The organism is Nitratireductor rhodophyticola (genome assembly GCF_019891355.1).
GTDB lineage: Bacteria > Pseudomonadota > Alphaproteobacteria > Rhizobiales > Rhizobiaceae > Nitratireductor > Nitratireductor rhodophyticola.
On record NZ_JAHSSF010000005.1, the window covers coordinates 17,088 to 37,076 of the forward strand.

Below are 19,989 nucleotides of genomic sequence, written 5' to 3' on the forward strand. Positions count from 1 at the left end.
GGAGAGGGGATTATACCCCCAGAAAACGCGCAAGCGCCTGATCCACCTCCGCCAGCAATGGTGTCTCGATATGGCCTATGCGGCGTCCGAGCTTCGCCACCGGCACGGCCGCGGGCTTGTCGACCATGATCTGCGAGACGGCCCTGAGGCCGTTTTCCTGCGAGGGCGCGACGGTGATGCGGAAAAGCGGCCATTCATGCACATCGCTGGTGATCCGCAAAACCACCACAGACGGCAATTCGGCAAAGGCATCGTCCTGCACGACAAGCGCGGGGCGCGGCTTGCCATAATCGCCGGCGACAGGGATGGTCACCAGATCCCCGCGCCTTATTTCCATTCGTCACCAAAGGAAGATAGATCGTCTTCCAGCTCACGCATGACCGCCGCCTCGTCGGACGAGACCCGGCTGGCAGCGGCGGCTTCACGTGCCTGCCGCGCGGCCTCCTCCTCAAACCGGCGGCGCCTGTCCTGTTCGATCTTCTCAAGAGCGAGACCGCGCATCAGCGCACCGAGAGATTTCCGGTCTTTTCTGGCAAGACGCGCAAGCGCATTCTTCGTCTCACCATCAATGCGGAAGGTGATCGACTCTTCTTTCTGGTTTTGCATTCGCGGCATGGCACGTCGCTAGGGTCAGGACATTTGATCTTGCAAGATGTAAGACATTTTTGCGTACTTTTCAAACGATCCTGAACACCGCGCCGCTGCCGGCATCGCGGTAGAAATCCACACGCTCGCCATTCCAGTGATAGTCGATGTGACGGCCCTGCACGGGGTTGGCCGCGCTGTCGGGATAAAAGAGGCCGACACATTCGCCGCCCGGATGGCGCACGCTTGGGTAGGCTATGCCTTCGGAGCCGGCTTCGCGCAGAGCAAGGGCAAGCGCCTGCGCCTCGGCATAGTTGTCAGGGGCGAGTGCTGCATCAAAACCGCCTCCACGCAGATCGTGGAGCTTTGCCTTCACGTCGAGCACGATCTCGCGGAACTGGGAGGTCCAGCCGGCGGGCTCGCCCGTTGCCGCCATGAAGCGGGCATGGTGGTGGATGGTCTCGAACAGCGCGGTCTCGAAAGAGGCCGCCACATAGAGGACGCCAAAACGTCCATCGCTGAAGCGGCTCGGGCGATCCGGACTGACATGGGTGAAGGGCGCCATCAGAAAGGAGGCACCCGGCCCCGACACGCGCCGCGCAGGCGGCACGAGATCGAGCTTGCCGATGGTTTCCATGATGCGCGGATTGGTCTTCTGCTCGGCGGAAATGAGCAGAGGCCAGTCGGCCGGATCGGCAATATCCTCGAAAAGATCGATCGGGGGATAGATGCTGCGGATGATGCGCACCGCGCCGCGCCAGTCGATGGAGGCGAGGGGCGGCGTGTCACTGCCGGTCACCAGCCACCCCGCTCGGCATCGAGATAGCGGCGCACGCGCATCAGATCGGTGAGTTCGCCGCCCAGCATGATGTCGAGTGCGGTGTGGCCGTCGAACGCTTCATTGGGTCGGGAGATCCAGCGATAAGCGCGCTGGGGCTCGCGGAAGATGAGACGCAGCGCCTTGTGGATGCCCATCAGGTTTGAAAGCCGCGCCCGGCCATCGCGGTCGATGCGTCCAGGCCCCTCCGCCTTCCAGCGCCGATAGGTGCGCAATGGCAGATCGAGCAGGATGGCCGCTTGTTCGTCGGTGATGTCCCACAGCCGGAAGAGATTGACAATGGCGCGAAACATCGCCGCTGCCTCGTCATCCGTGATCGGTGCGGGGCGGAATTCCTGACTTCGGGTATCGACCGGTTGTAATTGCGCCATGCTCAAATCCTTTTGGCATTAAATAATATAGATAATGCCATTTGGCAACTTTTCTGATGAAAACAGGCCCACCACATGGACCGCATGGGCCTCATGCACCCGGTGGGATGACGGCACCAGATGAGCGAAAAAATAATACCAGTTCAAAACCTGTGAAAAATCTGCCATGATGGACAGGCAAGGACAGACCAGAGGAACCCCAGATGGAAGAAGCGGCACTTCTCGATTTCATGCGTGGGCACATCGCGCGTGGCAACAGCGCCGAACCGCTCTATCGAAGGGTCGAGATGGCGCTGGCGGAAGCCATTCATTCCTCGCGGCTGAAACGGGGAGCGGTGATCCCCAGCGAGCGGACGCTGTGCGCTGCCCTTTCCATGTCGCGCGTCACCATACGCCGCGCCATCGAGGACCTGGAACGGGAGGGGCTTTTGCACCGGCGGCACGGCGCGAAGACGGTGGTTTCCTCACGGCTGGAAAAATCGCTTTCCACCATGACCAGCTTTTCCGAAGACATGCGCTCGCGCGGGCTGGAGCCCGGCTGTATCTGGATTTCCAAGGAAACCGCGCGCCCTTCTCCTGCCGAGATGATGGCGCTGGGCATTTCGGGCGGCGACCAGATCGCGCGCCTGAAGCGCATCCGCACCGCCGACGACATGCCCATCGCCATCGAGACGGCGGCACTGCCCGTGCGGTTTCTGCCCAAACCCGCAGCGGTGGGCGCATCGCTTTATCAGGCGCTGGAGGCGCGCGGAGCCATGCCGGTGCGCGCGGTGCAGCGCATGCAATCGACCCCGATCACGCCGGAAGAGGCGCGCCTGCTCCAAGCGCCTGCGGACACCAGCCTTCTGGTGGTGGAGCGGCGCTGCTTCCTGGAAGACGGGCAGATCGTGGAGTTTACCCAGACCAAATATCGCGGCGACGTCTATGATTTCGTGATCGAGCTGCACCGATAATACCAGTTTAAAACTGGTTGTACTCTGGTATTTGATCTGCCTATGATGCCCTCTTCAAACGGGGGAACAAGCGTGGCAAACAGCATTCAGTCGCTCGACAACGGCCTGATCGTTTCCTGCCAGCCGGTGACCGGTGGGCCGATGGACACGGCACCGATCGTCGTCGCTTTCGCGCTGGCCGCCCTTGCCGGTGGCGCGCAGGGGCTGCGGATCGAGTCCGCCCCTTATGTGAAGGCCGTGCGGGCGGCGACCGACGCGCCCATTATCGGGCTCGTGAAACGGGACCTCGACGCCTCGCCTGTGCGGATCACGCCGTGGATCGAGGATGTGGAGGCGCTGGCGGCGGCGGGGGCGGATGTCATCGCCTATGACGCGACACAGCGCGCGCGGCCGGTGCCGACGAATGAGCTGGTTCGGCGCATTCACGCGGCGGGAAAGATTGCCATGGCCGACTGCTCCGTCATTTCCGATGCCCGGCAGGCTCTGGATGAAGGAGCCGAAATGGTGGGCTCCACGCTTTCGGGCTATACGGGCGGGCCGGAGCCGACGGAACCCGATCTCGATCTGATCCGCGCCATGCGCGCGCTGACGCCCTATGTGGTGGCGGAGGGCTGCATCCGCCAGCCGCACCATGCGCGTGCGGCACTCAAGGCAGGCGCGCGGCTGGTGGTGGTCGGTTCGGCGATCACGCGGCCTGAGCATGTGACCTCATGGTTCCGTGCAGACATGGACGAGGCGGTGGGAGCGCACGCATGAGCGGGGAGAAAACGGTTCTGGCGCTCGATATCGGCGGCACGAAAATGCTCGCCGCCCTGGTGCGCGGCGAGACCGTCGCCGACAGCATCACCATGCCAACGCCGAAAGGAGACGGCGGCCCTGCCGAATGGCTGGAGGCGCTGTTTGCCGAAATCGCGCACTGGCAGGGAAACTACGAATGCGTTGGCGTGGCGGTGACGGGCATTGTCGATGACGGGCTCTGGTCGCCGCTCAACCGCAGGACGCTCGACATTCCCGACCGGTTTCCGCTGCTGCAGACGGTGACCGGCCTTACGGGAAAACCGGCCATCGCCGCCAATGATGCGCAGGCCGCCGCATGGGGCGAATATCGCTATGGTGACGGGGAGGGCGATCTGGTTTTCCTGACGGTCTCCACCGGCATTGGTGGCGGTGTGGTTTTGGACGGCAAGCTGCTGACCGGGCTCGCCGGCCATTTCGGCCTCACGCAGGGGCAGGATTTCGATGGCGCGCTTGAAGATCGTGTCTCGGGCAATTTCATCGCCGCCGAGGCGGCAGTGCATCAGCCGGGCGCGAGTGCGCGCGAGGTTTTCGCGGCAGCGGAGAAAGGCGAGGGCTGGGCCGATGCCATTCTCGATCTTTCGGCGCGGCGCGCGGCCATTCTGTGCCGCAACATTCAACTGACCTTCGACCCGGCGCGCATCGTGATCGGCGGTGGCATCGGGCTGGCGCCGGGCTACCGGGCGCGCATCGAGGCGCATCTTGACGATGTGCCCGAAAGGCTGAGGCCCCGGCTTGTGCCGGCGAGGCTCGGCGACAAGGCCGGCGTGGTGGGGATCGCCGACCTGGCACGTGAAACCAAGACCCAAAACCAGACAAACCAATAAATGGGAGAATGACAATGAAACCTGTTGCACGATTTGCCGCCGCCCTTCTGGGCAGCGTTTTCGCCGCCGGCCTTTATGCCGGTGCGGCCAATGCGGAAGTGACCGTGCTCGGCTGGCCGGGCGGCCCGGAAGAAACGGCGCTGCGGGCTGCAGCCGACGCCTATAACGCCAAGGACGATGTGAGCGAAGAGAACAGGGTCGAGCTTCTGTTCTTCAACCGTGACGGCTTCTGGGACAAGTTGCAGGCGGACCTCGCCGCCGGCTCGGACGCATTCGATCTCAACCTGCTCGCCACCTATTCCATCGGCCGCTACGCGCCCTTCATGGAGCCGGTGGAGCTTTCGGACGAGGCGCAGGCGCTTTATGGCGATGCGGTGCTTTCGACCATGCAGTTCGACGGCAAGCAGTATGGCGTGCCGACCGACCTTTCGCTGCACTTCATGTATTACCGCAAGGACCTGATCGACGCGCTGATGAGCGACGACGAGGCCAGGGCGCGCTATGCGGAAATCAGCGAGGAGCATCTGGGCACGGCGATGGAGCCGAAGAACCCGGATGAATGGACCTGGGACGACTATGCGGCGACCGCGCTCTATTTCACCAAGGCGGTGAACCCGGACAGCCCGACGCGCTATGGTACGGTGCTGCAGATGAAGAACCTGCTCTTCAACATCATGGTGTGGCAGTCCACCGCGCGCTCTTATGGCGGCGACTGGATGGATGCCGATGGCAAGATCACGGTCGCTTCGGAGGCATTCCGCAAGGGGCTGGAGCTCTACAAGAAGCTCTATGATGCCGGTGCGACGCCGCGCGATTCCCTTTCCTACGAATTTGCCGAGGCGAATGCCGCCTACGCGGCGGGCCAGGTGGCGGCCATGGTGCAGTGGAATGCGGCGGCAGCCGACCTGACCAATGCGGAAAAATCTCCCGCCGTGGGTGAAGTGACGGCGACGATTGCGCCGCCGGCTGGTCCGGAAGCCCGCGCCACGCATATTCACGGTCTGGGGCTTGGCCTCAACAAGAGTGCCGAAAACAAGGAAGGCGCGAAGGCTTTCCTGAAATGGCTCTCGACCGAGGAGGCGGCCCTCATCTATGCCCGTGCGGGCGGAGCGCCGGCGCTTTCGGCGGACGCGGTTTCGGCGGTTGCGGAAGAGCGACCCGATCTGGTGCAGCTTGGCGAATATGCCGGTGCCTATGGCTATGTCATGAATGGTGGCGCATCGGCCAACGCGCTCGCGATCTACGAATTGCAGGCGAAGGAGTTCACCGGCTACTGGTCGGGCCAGCAGGATCTCGACACCGCACTTGCCAATGTCGAGAAGGGCATGGCGGACTTGCTGAAGTAGCACTGGCTGGCGCTCGCCCCTCATCCTCACCTTCTCCCCGCTCGCGGGGAGAAGGGGACATAGACGTCGCCGCTTCTTCCTTCTCCCCGTATGCGGGGAGAAGGTGCCGGCAGGCGGATGAGGGGCCAGCGCCAACCGCTAAACCGATCCGGAAACCAGACCAAGAAACCCAATGGAAACGACCCATCGCCTCGAATGGACGCTGCTTGCGACGCCGCTGATGGCGTTTCTGCTGGTGTGTCTCGGCTTTCCGGCCATCGTGAACCTGATCTACTCCGTCTCCGACATAAGCTTCGAGACGCTGCGGAGCCCCGAGATTTCCGGTTTCGGCAATTTTGCCGCCGTTTTGACGGACAGCGGTTTCTGGCGCGCCAACTGGTTTTCGCTGCGCTTCGGTCTGCTGACGGCCATTCTCGAATGTCTGATCGGGCTCGGGCTTGCCGTCTTCCTTGCACCCCTTTTCAAGGAGCGCAGCTGGCCGATTGCCATTCTCATGCTGCCGCTGATGGTGGCGCCGGCGCTCATGGGGCTGATGTATCGCCTCGTCCTGCATGAATTCGCCGGGCCGGTGCCGCATTATCTCTGGGCGTGGTTTGGCAACAGCCCGGCGTTTCTCGGACCGACCTCCGCCTTCTGGACGCTGATTGTGGTGGAGACACTGCAATGGACGCCATTTGCCTTCCTGCTTTTTCACATGGCCTATCAGGCAATCCCCGAAGAGCTGCGGGAGGCCGCCTCGATCGACGGCGCGACGGGGTTCGCCCGCTTCTGGCGCATCGAACTGCCCTTGATGCTGCCGACACTGGCGGCGGCGCTTCTGATCCGCTTCATCGACGGGTTCCGCGTGTTCGACAATGTCTATGTGCTGACCGGCAGCGGGGCAGGGGGCTCCACCACGTCGCTCTCCATCTACATCTATGAAGCCTTCTTCAAACAGGCGGCCATCGGCAAGGCGGTGGCGGCATCGGTGATCCTGTTCGCCGCGTCCTTTGCCGTGCTTTACGGCCTGAACCGCCTTGCAAGGCGCAGGAGACGATGATGCTCAACGCGATCCGCTGGGCCGTGTTTGCCCTTGCCGCCTTTGCGATGAACTTTCCGCTCATCGTCACGCTTGTGACCTCGTTCAAGAGCGCACGCGAAATCTCCACCAATCCGGGCCTCTGGATCAACGCGCCGACGCTGGAAAACTACGCAACCGTGCTGACGGTCTCCGATCGCCTGAATATTTTCCTATACCTTGCCAACAGCTTTGCCGTGGCGGCGATGGGCACGCTTCTGGCCGTGGCTCTGGCGCTGCCGGCGGCCTATGCGATCGTGCGCGGGCGGTTCGGCGAAAAGACGCTCCTGCCGCTGATCGTGAATCTGCGCGCCGTGCCGCTCGTCATCTTCGCCATACCCATCTACATGATGTTCCAGTTCATGGGCCTGCTCGACACACGGCTGGGCCTCGGGCTGGTGATGACCATCGTCAACATTCCGCTGGTGCTGATCATCCTCGTCAACGCCATCTCGGACGTGCCGTTCGAGCTGGACGAGGCGGCGATGATCGACGGGGTGAGCCGCACGGGTATTCTCTTCAAGATCGTCGGCCCGGTCTGCCGGCCGGCCCTTGTGACGAGCATGATCTTCGGTTTCATCACCGCATGGAACGAATTCCTGTTCGGCCTGATGCTCACCACCTCGAAGGCGGTTCCGGTGACGGTCGGCGCATCGTTCTTTTTTGCGGCTTCGGGTGGCGGCGTTCAATGGGGCGTGGCGGCGGCGGTGATGATGGTCGGCGCCCTGCCGCCCATGCTGCTCGGGCTCGTCATGTATCGCAAGATCAGCGGCACGATGATGGCCGGGGCGGTGAAGGGGTAGCGCGATTGCCGTTCCGGGAGTGTAGCTGACAGGAACAACTGCATTGGTGTGGTGCGTGGTTCGACAGGCTCACCATGAGGGGTGTCTGTGGCTGCAGGTCCAGAGCCAGAACGAGAACCGAAATAAGCACCCGGACAAGGGGCATCACCGGAACGCCTCTGAGCAAAACCTACATCAGGCTCCGACCTCCCTCATGGTGAGCCTGTCGAACCACGCACAACGCTGGTTCGCGCGACCCCGCTTCACCAGATCACCCGATCCGCTCTTGCGTCTGCGGATCGAACAGCACCGCCTTGTCGAGATTGAAGGCGAGGCGGGCGGTCTGGCCGGCGGAGATGGGCGCATCGGCGCGCAGGCGGGCGACGATCTCGCGCCCGCCGAGCCGGGTCACCGCGAATGTGTCGGAACCGGCGGGCTCGATTACCTCGATCTCGCAGTCGAGCTCGCTGATGCGGCTGGCATTGCGGTCGGCGCTGTCGGGGTCCGTCAGCGCTTCAGGCCGGATGCCGAAGACCACCTCCTTGCCGTCGCGGCCTGCAAGCGCGCCATTGGCGCCTGCCATGGGCAGGGTGAGCGGCGCGCCATCCTCGCGCTCCATGACGATGGCGACATCGCTGCCATCGGCTTTCACCTTCGCCGGGATGAGGTTCATGGAAGGCGAGCCCATGAAATCGGCCACGAAGAGATTGTTGGGCCGGTTGTAGATCTCCGCCGGGGTGCCGAACTGCTGGAGAACGCCGTCCTTCAGAACGGCGATCTTGGTGGCCAGCGTCATCGCCTCGATCTGGTCGTGCGTGACATAGACGATGGTGGTGCCCATGCGCTGATGCAGGCGCTTGATCTCGGTGCGCATGTCGACGCGCAGCTTGGCATCGAGATTGGAGAGCGGCTCGTCGAACAGGAACACCATCGGATCGCGCACGAGCGCCCGGCCCATGGCGACACGCTGGCGCTGTCCGCCGGAAAGCTGGCTCGGCTTGCGGTTGAGCAGTGCGCCGATCTGCAGCGTTTCGGCTACTTTCGCAATCGCCGCGTCGCGCTCCGCTTTTGCAATGCCGCGGATCTCCATGCCGAAGCCGATATTCTCGGCCACGGTCATGTTGGGGTAGAGCGCATAGGACTGGAACACCATGGCAATGTCGCGCTGCGAGGGGTGCAGATCGTTCACCACTTTGCCATTGATGCTGATCGAGCCACTGGTGATGGCTTCAAGCCCGGCAATGGTGTTGAGCAGAGTAGACTTGCCGCAGCCGGACGGGCCGACGAGCACCAGGAAACCGCCCTCTTCGATTTCGAGGTCGATGCCCTTCAGCACATCCACCTTGCCGAAGGATTTTCTGAGGTTGTCGATCTTGAGAAAGGCCATGGGCTTATCCTTTGACGGCGCCGGCCATGAGGCCGCGCACGAAATAGCGTCCGGAGACGATGTAGACGATCAGGGTGGGCAGGGCGGCGAGGATCGCGCCGGCGAAATGGACATTGTATTCCTTCACGCCGCCCGACGAAGACACGAGATTGTTGAGCGCCACCGTCATCGGCTGGGAATCGAAATCACCGAAGGAGACACCGAACAGGAAGTCGTTCCAGATATTGGTGAACTGCCAAATGACCGTGACCACGATGATGGGCGCGGAGGAGGGCAGGAGAATGCGCCGGAAAATCTGGAAGAAGCCCGCGCCGTCGATCTGCGCCGCGCGGATCAGCTCCGTGGGGAAGGCCGCATAGTAGTTGCGGAAGAAGAGCGTGGTGAAACCGAGGCCATAGACCACGTGGATCAGGACCAGCCCCTGTGTCGTGCCGGCAATGCCCAGAAGCCCCAAGATGCGCGCGGCTGGAATGAGCGCGATCTGGAAGGGGATGAAACAGGACAGAAGAATGAGCCCGAAGACGAGGTCATCGCCCCTGAAACGCCATTTGGTGAGCACATAGCCATTGAGCGCGCCTAAAATGGTGGAGATGGCCACGGCGGGCACCACCATGAGGATGGAGTTGAAGAAATAAGGTTTCAGACCCGTCGGCTGCACACCCACCTGCGCGCTCGACCATGCCTTGGCCCATGGCTCGAAGGTGAAGACATCGGGCAGGGCGAGCATGTTGCCCTGGCGGATCTCGTCGAGCGGCTTCACCGAATTGACCAGCATCACGTAGAGCGGCAGGAGATAATAGACCGCAAAGACGATGAGGACGGAATAGATTGCGGCGCGGGCAAGCCTGTCGCCGCTGGTGCCTGCGGTTTTCTCAGCGCTCATCTCTGCCTCCCCGGCTTCAGCTCGGAATAGAGATAGGGAACGATGATCGAGAAGATCATCACCAGCATGATGATGGCCGACGAGGCGCCGATGCCCATCTGGTTGCGGGTAAAGGTGTAGGAATACATGAAGGTGGCCGGCAGTTCGGTGGCCTGACCGGGGCCGCCGCCGGTGAGCGCGATGACGAGGTCGTAGGACTTGATCGCCAGATGCGCGAGCACCACGAAGGCCGACAGGAAGACAGGGCGCATCATGGGAATGATGATGCGGCGATAGATGGTGACACTGGAAGCGCCATCCATCTGCGCAGCCTTGATGATCTCGCTGTCGACGCCGCGAAGGCCCGCCAGAAACATGGCCATGACAAAGCCGGACGACTGCCAGACGGCGGCGATGACCACCGTGTAGATCGCCAGCGTGCGGTCCTTGATCCAGGCGAATTCGAAACTCGCCCAGCCCCATTGATGCATGGTGTTTTCAAGCCCGATGCCGGGATCGAGAAACCATTTCCACGCCGTGCCGGTGACGATGAAGGAGAGCGCCATTGGATAGAGATAAATGGGGCGTAAGAACCCTTCGCCACGGATTTTCTGGTCGAGCAGGATCGCCAGAAAGAGCCCCAGTACGGAACAGATGATGATGTAGAGCGAACCGAAGATCGCCAGATTGGTGAGCGCCCGCCACCAGTGACGCAGATCCCACAGTTTTGCGTAATTCTCGAACCCGACAAACCCGTAGGACGGCAGCATGCGCGAATCCGTCATCGACAGGTAGAAGGTATAAAGGATGAAGGCGTAGACGAAGATCAGGATCAGCGCCATGCTCGGGCTGAGCACCAGGCGCGGGATGATCTCCTGCAGGCGATTACGGTTCATTCTGGTTTTCCGTGTTCAACGGTGTGGGGTGGTTGCACCCCCCTCTGCCTTGCCAGGCATCTCCCCCTCAAGGGGGAGATCACGCGGTGGGGCCGTTTTCGCTGATCCCATCGGCTGGCATGGAGGCCCGGCGGCTATGTCAGCCAATCTCCCCCCTTGAGGGGGAGATGGCCGGCAGGCCAGAGGGGGGTATGACGGCCCGCCCCTGGCTTCTCTTTGCCTCTGACGCTACCGCCTTACTGCGCGGCAGCGACGGCGTTTTTCAGCTCTTCGACGGCCTCTTCAGACGTCAGTTCGCCGTTGAAGTGCTGCGTGACCACATCGTTCACCGCATTCTTCACCGCAGCCGGTGCGCCGTGGCCATGGGCCATGGAGCCGAACAGGCCGCCGCCCGCATTGGCTTCGGCCAGATCGGCCATGCCCTTCTTGCCGCAATCGTCGAACGCTTCGTTCGGCACGTCGGTGCGGGCAGGTACCGAGCCCTTAACGACGTTGAAGGCCGACTGGAATTCCGGGTTCATGACGGCGGAGGCCATCAGCTTCTGGGCTTTCTGCTTGTCTTCGCCGACCTGGAACATGACGAACTGGTCGGAGTTGAAGGTCACCGAGCCCTGGGTTCCGGGGAAGCGGATGCAGACGAAATCCTCGCCCGGCTTCTTGCCGGCCTTGAGGAACTCGCCCTTGGCCCAGTCGCCCATCATCTGCATGCCGCCCGTACCCTCGATGACCATGGCCGAGGCCAGGTTCCAGTCACGGCCGGAGAAATTGTCGTCGACATAGGTGCGCAGCTTCGCCATGCGGTCGAAGGCTTCCTTCATCTTGTCGGAGCCGAGCGCCTCCGGGTCGAGATCGTTGAGCGCGGCCTTGTAGAAATCATTGCCGAGCGAAAGCACGACCGCCTCGAACACCGTGGCATCCTGCCAGGGCTGACCGCCATGGGCGAGCGGGGTGATGCCGTTTTCCTTCATCTTGTCGAGAACGGCGACGAGCTCTTCCCAGCTCTCCGGTGCCTTGCCGCCGGCGGCATCGAGCGCGGCCTTGTTGATCCACACCCAGTTGGTGGAGTGGACGTTCACCGGCGAGGCAATCCAGTTGCCGTCATATTTCGAGAAGTTCTGGAGGGCCGCCGGGACAACGTCGGCCCAGCCTTCTTCCTCGGCCACATCGTTCAGGTTGGCCACGACGCCCTGTTCGGCCCAGTCGATGATGTCGAAGCCGAGCATCTGCACGGCCGTCGGCGCGTTGCCTGCGGTGACGCGGGCGCGCAGCGCGGTCATGGCGGCTTCACCGCCACCGCCGGCCACCGGCATGTCCTGCCAGGTGACGCCCTTGGATTCCAGATCTTCCTTGAGAACGTTCAGCGCTGCGGCTTCGCCGCCAGACGTCCACCAGTGCAGAACCTCAACCGTGTCCTCGGCCACGGCATTGCTGCCGGCGGCCATGGAAAGAAGGGCAGTGCCCGCCGCCAGCGCGGCGAATTTGCGAATGGTCATGATACTCCTCCCAATGGGATCGCTTGCTCCTTTGCGATCTATCTATTTATAACGTTATAAATCCCATACAGGTCAATCAGATTCTTGCCTGTTTGACGGGAGGAGATAAAACATTGAAAACCAAGGGGAATTTTTCCGATTTTTCCACCTCATCCGTGTGGAAACATAAATTTATATCGATTGAAATGACGGTTTTTGGCGAATCCGGCGCCATCGAAGGCCGTTCAGCGGCAACCGGGAGGAGATGACATGGCGCGCCGATCAGACCGCCCCACATTGCGGACCATCGCGGAGATGACCGGCCTTGCCGTCACCACCGTTTCCCGCGCGCTGCTCGATGCGCCGCAGATCGCATTCGAGACGCGCCAGCGCGTGCAGCGCGTGGCGCGCGAGATCGGCTACCAGCCCGACCGCGCCGCGCGGCACCTGCGCACGGGGCGTACCAATGTGATCAGCTTCGTGCTCGACCCTCATGACGAATTGCTGGGCTTTTCCACGTCGATGATCAGCGGCCTGGCGCGCGCCCTGCGCGACACCCAGTATCATCTGGTGATCACGCCGCATTTCGCCGAAGTGCCCTCGATCGATCCAATCGAATACATCCTGCGCAACCGGATGGCGGACGGCGTTGTCTTTTCGCGGACCGAGCCGAAGGATCCGCGCGTCAAGCTGCTGATGGAAAACGACTTTCCTTTCGTCTCTCACGGGCGCACGGATCTCGGGGTCGAGCACGCCTTTGTCGACTACGACAACGCGGCCTTTGCCCGGATGGCGGTGGAGCGCCTTGTATCGAAGGGTCGGCGCCGGCTGGCGCTGATCCTGCCGCCAGACCGCTTCATGTTCCGGAGGCACCTGCGCGACGGATTTCAGGAGGCCGTGGAGAGAGCCGGGGTCGCGTCGGAACTGCCGGGCGACATCAATCTCGACAGCAATGCAGCCGATTTATACGCATGGCTGACCTGGCGGCTGAAACAGCCCGAACCGCCGGATGGAATGGTGTGCGCCGGCGAGGTTTCAGCACTTTCGATCATGGCCGCGCTGAGCGATCAGGGCCTCACCGTGGGCAGGGATTTCGACCTTGTGGTCAAGCAGACCTCGCTGCTTTACGACGAGGTGCGCCCGCGCATCGATGCCGTCTACGAGGACATTGCCGAAGCGGGCGAAAACCTCGGCAGATTGCTGATCCGAAGGATCGCCGGCGAAAGACCGGGCACGCTGCAGTTTCTGCAGGAGCCCATACCGCGCTTCGCCGATCTCGGCCACGGAACCCGCGCCGCCATCGGCACACACCAGACGGCGTGAGGCAGGTCAGGAGCCGGACGCGCCCGCCCTGTCTTCGAGCAGACCGCGCAGCGCGGCGATCATTTCGGCAACTTCCTGATTGTTGACCACATTGATGGAGAGCAGTTCCATCGCCCGCACCCCGTGCACCACGAGAAGAGCGATCACCGCGAGGGACGGATCGCTCGCGGTGGCTTTCATCTGGTCGAGCACTTCGCGCTCGTATTTCTGGACCGGCTTCAGGAAATCCGGGTTTTCAGCCAGTGCGGCCAGCAGGCCGGACGGCGGCGGCTGGCATTCCTTCCGCTCCTCGACAAACAGGTCGATATAGGCCTGCACGACGCCATTGGTGCTCTTTTCGTGCGCCTGTTTGCGCTCCTGGAACTTGTCGTACTCTTCACTGATGAACCCCTCGACAAGGGCTTCGAACAGTTTCGACTTGCTGGAAAAGTGATAAAGCAGCCCCCCTTTCGAGACCCCGGCGCGCGCGGCGACCGCATCCAGAGACATGCTGGCAGCACCCGCCTCGCGGACAATCTCGGCCGCTGCATCAAGGATTTTCTCCCGTGCGCCGGAGCTCGGTCTCACCATTCCTGACATCCTGAAGCTTGACAATACCGTCCAGACGGTACAGTAAAGCGTCGACATTTGGCAAGCCAAGATGGCACCGCGCTCTTGTTCAGGAGCGGAAGCGTCGCTATCTGCGCCACTCTTATGTAAACTAATCGATATTATTCCCAATGCCTCCGGGGTCTGACGACATGATCAAGCGTCTTCTCATTGCCATCGTCCTGCTTGCGCTCGTTGCAGGCGGCATAGTCGGTTTCAACATGTTCCGGGATCAGGCGATCCAGCAGTTCTTCGCCAACATGCCCGTTCCCACCGTCACCGTTTCGACCGTCGAAGCGAAGGAGGGGAAATGGACGCCCGCAATCGAGGCTATCGGTACCGTCAACGCCAACCAGGGCGTTGACCTCACGGTCGAGACCACCGGCATCGTCACGGATATCCGTTTTCAAGCCAACCAGCAGGTCAAGGCCGGCGACGTTCTCCTTCAGCTTGAGGACAATATCCAGCAGGCCGAGCTGAGCGCCTCGCGCACCCAGGCAGCACTTGACCAGCAGGCGCTCGATCGCGCCCGTGAACTGCGCAGCCGCGGCGTGAGTTCCGGCGTTTCCCTCGACAATGCCGAGGCCGCCGCCCAGGCGTCCGCAGCGCAGGTGCAGAAGGCGGAAGCCGTCCTGCAGCAGCGTCAGCTTCGCGCGCCGTTCTCCGGCACGATCGGCATTCCGCGCATCGACAAGGGCCAGTATCTCTCGCCGGGAACGATCGTCGCCACGCTGCAGGACATCGAAACGATGCGCGCCGACTTCACCGTTCCCGAGCAGCAGCTCGGCAATCTGAAGATCGGCCAGCCGGTGCGGCTTTCGCTCAACAATGACAGTGAAGAGTTCGAAGGCGAGATCACGGGCATCGACCCGAAGGTCGACCCGTCGAGCCGCCTCGTTTCGGTTCGCGCGCGCATCGACAACACGTCCGGCAAGCTGACACCCGGCCAGTTCGTGCAGGTGCGGGTCATCCTGCCGGAAGAAGACAGTGTGATCTCGCTGCCGCAGACCGCCGTCGTTACCAGCCTCTACGGCGACTATGTGTTTGTCGCCAGGAAGCCGGAGAATGCAGGGGAAGACGAGGAAGGCGAGAAGAAGCTCGAGGCCCGCCAGATCTTCGTGCAGGTCGGTCGCCGTTCCGGAAATCTTGTGGAAGTCCGCTCGGGCGTCGAACCCGGTGAGATCATCGTGACAGCCGGACAGAACCGCCTCTCCAACGGCACCCCGGTTGCCATCGACAACACGATCAATCCCGGCAGTTCACAAGACTCTGGTCCACAAAGCTCCGGCACGTCCGACACCGGGCAGAAGCCGGCAGACGATGACGCCAAGACGGAAGAGGCGGCAGCCCAATGAGTTTTTCCGATATCTTCATCCGCAGGCCGGTCCTTTCGACCGTCCTCGGACTGCTGATCCTGCTGCTTGGCTTCCAGGGACTGTTCAACCTGCAGGTTCGTCAGTATCCGGAGGTCGAGGAGACGGTGATCACCGTCACCACGATCTATCCCGGCGCCAGTGCCGATCTGATCCAGGGTTTTATCACGGCCCCCATTGCCCGCGCCGTGGCGACCACGGAAAACGTGGATTACGTCACGTCGCAGAGCCGTCCTTCGGCGAGCACGGTCAGCGTGCAGATGCGGCTCGGCTCCGATCCGGACGTCGCGCTGACGGAGGTCATGTCCAAGGTGCAGCAGGTGCGCAGTGAACTGCCTGCGGACGCCAAGGACCCGACCATCGTCAAGGGCACGGGCATGCAGTTCGCCACCATGTATCTGGCGATGCAGAACCCGAACATGTCGAGCGAACAGCTCACCGAATACATCGAACGCGTTATCCGCCCGCGCATGTCGACCATCCCCGGCGTTGCCGAGGTGCAGATCATCGGTGCGGCGAACTATTCGATGCGCGTGTGGATCGACCCCGTGCGGCTGGCGGCACGCCAGCTCACCGCGGCCGAGGTCTTAGCCGGCATCAAGGCATCGAACTTCCTTGCCGCACCCGGCAAGACCGAAAACGAATATGTCGCCTACGCGATCTCGATGGAGTCCACGCTGCAGACGCCGGAAGCGTTTGGAGCCCTGCCGCTCAAGGCAACAGGCGACGATGTGGTGCGTCTGCGCGACGTGGCCGATATCGAGCTTGCCGCCGAGAGCACGGATATGGTGGTGAGCTTCAACGGTCAGCCGGGCACGTTCATCGGCGTCTTCCCGACGCCGGGCGCCAACCCGCTCGACATGGCGGGTGCCGTGACGGAGGAGCTGCCGTCCATTCAGGCAAGCCTGCCTGAAGGCATGAGCATCGAGGTTCTTTACGACGCGACGGAATCCATCAGCGCGTCCATCGACGAGGTCTTCAAGACCATCATGGAAGCGGTGCTGATCGTTATCGTCATCATCCTCCTGTTCCTTGGTTCCTTCCGCTCTGTGCTGATGCCGATCGTGACGATTCCGCTTTCGCTGATCGGCGTCTGCTTCGTGCTGTTCGCGCTCGGATACTCCATCAACCTCCTGTCGCTGCTGGCCATGGTGCTGGCCATCGGCCTGGTGGTGGACGACGCCATCGTCGTGGTGGAAAACATTCACCGGCATATCGAGGAAGGGCTTTCGCCGCGCCGCGCGGCCTTTGTCGGCATGAAGGAGATCACGGGCCCGGTTGTCGCCATGACGATCACGCTTGCTGCGGTGTTCGCGCCTCTGGCTTTCACCGGCGGTCTGACCGGCTCGCTGTTCCGCGAGTTTGCGATGACGCTCGCCGGTGCCGTGGTGATTTCCGGTGTCGTCGCGCTTACGATCACGCCGATGATGTCGGCGCGCATTCTCAAGCGCGGCAATCACAGCCGGTTCCAGGTGATTGTCGACACCACGTTCGAAAGGCTCGCCAATTTCTATGAACGGATGGTCAGCGGTTCGCTCAAATACCGCCCCGTCACGATGCTGGTGGTGCTCGTCCTTCTCGGACTTACCGGCTTCATGTTCATGAACACGTCCAGCGAGCTGGCACCGGAGGAAGACGAGGGCGCACTGTTCTCGCTGATCACCGCGCCTTCGTATGCGACGGCCGACTACACCACCCTCTACACGACGCAGATGCGTGAACTGACCAAGGATCTGCCCGAGCTCAAGGCCAGCTTCTCCATCGTCGGTTTTGGTGGGCAGACCAATTCGGGCATCGCGCTCTGGGCCTTCAAGGACTGGGCGGATCGCGAGCGGTCGCAGAAGGAAATCCAGCAGGATATCCAGGCACGGCTCTCCAAGATCGCCGGTGTCGAGGCCCTCGTCTTCGCCCCGCCTTCGCTTCCCGGCGCCGGCGGTGGTCTGCCGATCTCGCTCGTGATCCAGTCGACAAGCGATTCGGCGCGCGTCTTCGAAGTGGCCGAAAAGATCAAGGAAGAGGCGCAGGCCTCGGGCCGCTTCATCGTCGTGCAGAACTCGCTCGCCTACAACGCGCAGCAGGTGGTGGTGACGGTGGATCGTGACCGGGCGGCTGCGCTCAACCTGCCGGTTTCCGATGTCGGCACGACACTCAGCCTGCTTGTCGGCAGCGGTTCAATCGCGCAGTTCGACCGCGATTCAAACAGCTACGACATCATCATGCAGGTGCCGCAGGAATACCGCGAGAATCCGGAGCGGCTGGGCGACTTCTTCGTGCGCAGCGCGACGGGCGAGATGGTTCCGCTCTCGGCGGTCATCACCGTATCGACGGATGTTTCGGCGGCGGCCATCGAGCAGTTCAACCAGTTGAACTCGGCAACGATCTCGGCCCTGCCGGTGCCCGGTGTTTCGACCGGTGACGGCCTCGCGGTGATCGAGGACATCGCCAGGAGCACCATCCCGGACGGCTTCTTCATCGAGTATTCCGGCCAGTCGCGGCTTGAAGTGGAGCAGGGCAACACCATCCTGATCGCCTTCACGCTCGCCGTGGTGGTGATCTATCTGGTGCTTGCGGCACAGTTCGAGAGCTTCCGCGATCCGCTCATCATCATGATGACGGTGCCGCTGTCGATCTTCGGCGCCATTCTGCCGCTCAATCTGGGACTGTCGACGCTGAACATCTACACCCAGGTGGGCCTGATCACGCTGATCGGCCTGATCACCAAACACGGCATCCTGATGGTGGAGTTCGCCAACCAGCAGCGTGAGGAGCATGGCCTGTCGCGCGTTGAGGCAATCGTCGCATCGGCCAAGGTGCGCCTGCGCCCGATCCTCATGACCACGGCCGCCATGGCGCTCGGCGTCGTGCCGCTGATCATGGCTGCTGGTGCGGGTGCCGCGGCGCGCTACTCGATGGGTCTCGTCATCTTCACCGGCCTGATCATCGGCACCACCTTCACCCTTTTCGTGGTCCCGATGTTCTACACCTTCATCGCCAAGGCGAGACTGGTGACCGAGGAAGACGACCACCCAAACGAACAGGCGCAGCCCGCGCCGGCCGCTGAATAGCAGCAAGGTCAGGCCCCGCTTCGGCGGGGCCTTTCATTTGGGCCATACAGCCGGCTCATTTTTTATTTTCCCTGGCAATCCGAATTGATTGGAGCGCCCGGGCGTGTCCTTCCTTCTCGCCACATTCTTGATGAGGGTGGCACCCGGGATGAACCCGGGGTCGGGCATTTCATTTCCCCCATGTTGAAGAGCTGGAAGGGGGACACCCGAAAGGAAGGAGTTCCATGATGATTCTTCGAACAGGACTGCGTACCGTCGCGGCTGCCCTCACGATTTCCGCGGGCGCGGCCATGATCTCGCCGGCCCCGGCCCAGGATGCCGTGCCGTCGCCTGCGCCGGCACCCCAGGCGCAGACGCAATCATTCGACGATCAGAAGCTGCAGGCCTTCACGGTGGCATTTCTCGCCGTCAGCGATGTGAAGGAGCGATATACGGAACGGTTCCGTCAAGCCCCTTCCGATGACGAGAAGCAGAAGGTTCAGGTCGAAGCGACACAAGAGATGGAACAGGCCGTCGACAAGACGGAGGGCATTTCGGTGGATGAGTACAACCAGATCATCCAGTCGGCCCAGACCGATGAGGCGCTTGCCCAGAAGCTGAACGGCATGATCGGCGAAGCCGCGAAGTCACAGCAGTGACGTGAACGCGGGGAAGGGGCGTCGTCAGACGCCCTTTTCCAGCTCCTCAAACAGCGCGACCACCGCATCGCGGGCAACGGCGATGTGATAGCGCAGCGCCTCGCGCAGCTCGTCTCCGTCGCGTTTCCTCAGCGCGTCCATGATCGGCTCGTGGGTCTCGGCCATGCGCTGCGGGTCGTCGTAGATCTTGCCGATCAGGGTGATGCCGGCGCGCATCTCGGTTGCCAGTTCATCGTAGACCCTTATGAGACGGGCATTGCCGCTCGCCTTGCAGATCATGCGGTGAAAGGCGAAGTCCTCGAAAATCTGTGTCTCGATCGAGGCCTGGCCTGCCGTGCCGTAAAGACGGCCGAGCTGCTTTTCCAGAGCGGCGATGTCGGCATCCGTGGCACGTTCCACGGCGAGATAGCCTGCATGCAGCTCCAGGCCGATGCGCAGCTCGTAGATGTCGCGCATCTCGCTTGCGCTGAAGGTGCGCACGAAAAAACCGCGCCGCGGTGAAAAGGTGACAAGACCCTGGCTTTCCAGAAGCCGGGCCGCCTCGCGGACGGGGGCGCGGCTGGTGCCGAACTCGCGCGATAGCTGGAGCTCGGTCAGCCGCTCGCCAGGCTTCAGATGCCCGGTGACAATCGCCTCGGTAATCTGCCGGGCAATCTGCGTCACCAGATCCGTCGTGGATACTTCCGAAAACACGCTCACCGCCGTTTTCCCAAAACTTCCCCTCCCAATGGCATCGCAGCGCAGGCGCGGCGGATGCCGTTCCACTATGACAGGCAAAATGCCGATTGTCGACAATTGACACTCTGTCACGCCTGTGCTTGCCTGTCGTCC

20 protein-coding genes are annotated in these 19,989 nt (G+C 62.2%); 10 read left to right on the forward strand and 10 right to left on the reverse strand.

Features of this window, described 5'->3' with window-relative positions; genetic code table 11:
* Positions 1-10: 10 nt before the first annotated feature.
* The 4 genes from KUG85_RS18475 to KUG85_RS18490 all read right to left on the reverse strand — a co-directional run bounded on the left by KUG85_RS18475 (position 11) and on the right by KUG85_RS18490 (position 1,794).
* Entirely contained in the window at positions 11-313 is a 303-nt protein-coding gene (locus KUG85_RS18475; RefSeq protein ID WP_229450749.1) for a type II toxin-antitoxin system PemK/MazF family toxin, read from the reverse strand.
* Positions 314-327: 14 nt separating this feature from the next.
* A complete protein-coding gene (locus KUG85_RS18480; RefSeq protein WP_210164483.1) occupies positions 328-606 on the reverse strand; it encodes a hypothetical protein in 279 nt (92 codons plus the stop codon).
* 70 nt (positions 607-676) lie between these two features.
* Positions 677-1,384, reverse strand: a complete 708-nt coding sequence (locus KUG85_RS18485) for an RES family NAD+ phosphorylase (RefSeq protein ID WP_223006498.1) — start codon at positions 1,382-1,384, stop codon at positions 677-679.
* Positions 1,381-1,794, reverse strand: a complete 414-nt coding sequence (locus KUG85_RS18490; RefSeq protein ID WP_223006499.1) for an MbcA/ParS/Xre antitoxin family protein — start codon at positions 1,792-1,794, stop codon at positions 1,381-1,383. Before KUG85_RS18490 ends, KUG85_RS18485 begins: the two co-directional genes overlap by 4 nt.
* Before the next feature lie 203 nt (positions 1,795-1,997).
* Here KUG85_RS18490 and KUG85_RS18495 point away from each other — a divergent pair, with 203 nt between their 5' ends.
* The 6 genes from KUG85_RS18495 to KUG85_RS18520 all read left to right on the forward strand — a co-directional run bounded on the left by KUG85_RS18495 (position 1,998) and on the right by KUG85_RS18520 (position 7,575).
* The gene (locus tag KUG85_RS18495) at positions 1,998-2,747 is read left to right on the forward strand and encodes a GntR family transcriptional regulator (protein ID WP_223006500.1); all 750 of its coding nucleotides are present in this window, start codon (positions 1,998-2,000) and stop codon (positions 2,745-2,747) included.
* Positions 2,748-2,819: 72 nt separating this feature from the next.
* Positions 2,820-3,503: an N-acetylmannosamine-6-phosphate 2-epimerase gene (locus KUG85_RS18500; RefSeq protein ID WP_255606492.1), complete on the forward strand. Its 684-nt coding sequence runs from the start codon at positions 2,820-2,822 to the stop codon at positions 3,501-3,503.
* Positions 3,500-4,369: an ROK family protein gene (locus tag KUG85_RS18505; protein ID WP_223006502.1), complete on the forward strand. Its 870-nt coding sequence runs from the start codon at positions 3,500-3,502 to the stop codon at positions 4,367-4,369. The genes KUG85_RS18500 and KUG85_RS18505 overlap by 4 nt, the downstream gene beginning before the upstream one ends.
* Before the next feature lie 14 nt (positions 4,370-4,383).
* Positions 4,384-5,715, forward strand: a complete 1,332-nt coding sequence (locus KUG85_RS18510) for an extracellular solute-binding protein (protein ID WP_223006503.1) — start codon at positions 4,384-4,386, stop codon at positions 5,713-5,715.
* A 172-nt stretch (positions 5,716-5,887) separates the two neighbouring features.
* Positions 5,888-6,754: a carbohydrate ABC transporter permease gene (locus KUG85_RS18515; protein WP_223006504.1), complete on the forward strand. Its 867-nt coding sequence runs from the start codon at positions 5,888-5,890 to the stop codon at positions 6,752-6,754.
* Positions 6,754-7,575 (forward strand): carbohydrate ABC transporter permease, encoded by an 822-nt coding sequence (locus tag KUG85_RS18520; RefSeq protein WP_007007306.1) that lies wholly within the window; start codon positions 6,754-6,756, stop codon positions 7,573-7,575. The genes KUG85_RS18515 and KUG85_RS18520 overlap by 1 nt, the downstream gene beginning before the upstream one ends.
* A gap of 250 nt (positions 7,576-7,825) precedes the next feature.
* Here KUG85_RS18520 and KUG85_RS18525 read toward each other — a convergent pair whose 3' ends face one another.
* From KUG85_RS18525 to KUG85_RS18540, 4 genes are all read right to left on the reverse strand, one after another.
* A complete protein-coding gene (locus tag KUG85_RS18525) occupies positions 7,826-8,941 on the reverse strand; it encodes an ABC transporter ATP-binding protein (protein ID WP_223006505.1) in 1,116 nt (371 codons plus the stop codon).
* A 4-nt stretch (positions 8,942-8,945) separates the two neighbouring features.
* Positions 8,946-9,824, reverse strand: a complete 879-nt coding sequence (locus tag KUG85_RS18530; RefSeq protein WP_223006506.1) for a carbohydrate ABC transporter permease — start codon at positions 9,822-9,824, stop codon at positions 8,946-8,948.
* The gene (locus tag KUG85_RS18535) at positions 9,821-10,699 is read right to left on the reverse strand and encodes a carbohydrate ABC transporter permease (RefSeq protein WP_223006507.1); all 879 of its coding nucleotides are present in this window, start codon (positions 10,697-10,699) and stop codon (positions 9,821-9,823) included. Before KUG85_RS18535 ends, KUG85_RS18530 begins: the two co-directional genes overlap by 4 nt.
* Positions 10,700-10,935: 236 nt before the next feature.
* Positions 10,936-12,192, reverse strand: coding sequence for an ABC transporter substrate-binding protein (locus tag KUG85_RS18540; RefSeq protein WP_065817903.1), 1,257 nt, complete (start codon positions 12,190-12,192; stop codon positions 10,936-10,938).
* 249 nt (positions 12,193-12,441) lie between these two features.
* Here KUG85_RS18540 and KUG85_RS18545 point away from each other — a divergent pair, with 249 nt between their 5' ends.
* A complete protein-coding gene (locus KUG85_RS18545) occupies positions 12,442-13,494 on the forward strand; it encodes a LacI family transcriptional regulator (RefSeq protein ID WP_223006508.1) in 1,053 nt (350 codons plus the stop codon).
* A gap of 6 nt (positions 13,495-13,500) precedes the next feature.
* Here the strand turns inward: KUG85_RS18545 and KUG85_RS18550 are convergent, their stop codons facing one another.
* Entirely contained in the window at positions 13,501-14,064 is a 564-nt protein-coding gene (locus KUG85_RS18550; RefSeq protein ID WP_065817905.1) for a TetR/AcrR family transcriptional regulator, read from the reverse strand.
* 170 nt (positions 14,065-14,234) lie between these two features.
* On the opposite strand from KUG85_RS18550, the gene KUG85_RS18555 reads away from it, so the two are divergent.
* The 3 genes from KUG85_RS18555 (at position 14,235) to KUG85_RS18565 (ending at position 19,158) form a co-directional block, all read left to right on the forward strand.
* Positions 14,235-15,437, forward strand: a complete 1,203-nt coding sequence (locus tag KUG85_RS18555) for an efflux RND transporter periplasmic adaptor subunit (protein ID WP_223006509.1) — start codon at positions 14,235-14,237, stop codon at positions 15,435-15,437.
* Complete coding sequence (locus KUG85_RS18560) at positions 15,434-18,520, forward strand: efflux RND transporter permease subunit (protein ID WP_223006510.1); 3,087 nt, start codon at positions 15,434-15,436, stop codon at positions 18,518-18,520. Before KUG85_RS18555 ends, KUG85_RS18560 begins: the two co-directional genes overlap by 4 nt.
* Before the next feature lie 224 nt (positions 18,521-18,744).
* Positions 18,745-19,158, forward strand: a complete 414-nt coding sequence (locus KUG85_RS18565) for a DUF4168 domain-containing protein (protein ID WP_223006511.1) — start codon at positions 18,745-18,747, stop codon at positions 19,156-19,158.
* Between the two features lie 24 nt (positions 19,159-19,182).
* On the opposite strand, the gene KUG85_RS18570 is transcribed toward KUG85_RS18565, so the two are convergent.
* Entirely contained in the window at positions 19,183-19,857 is a 675-nt protein-coding gene (locus KUG85_RS18570) for a GntR family transcriptional regulator (RefSeq protein WP_223006512.1), read from the reverse strand.
* Positions 19,858-19,989 lie beyond the last annotated feature (132 nt).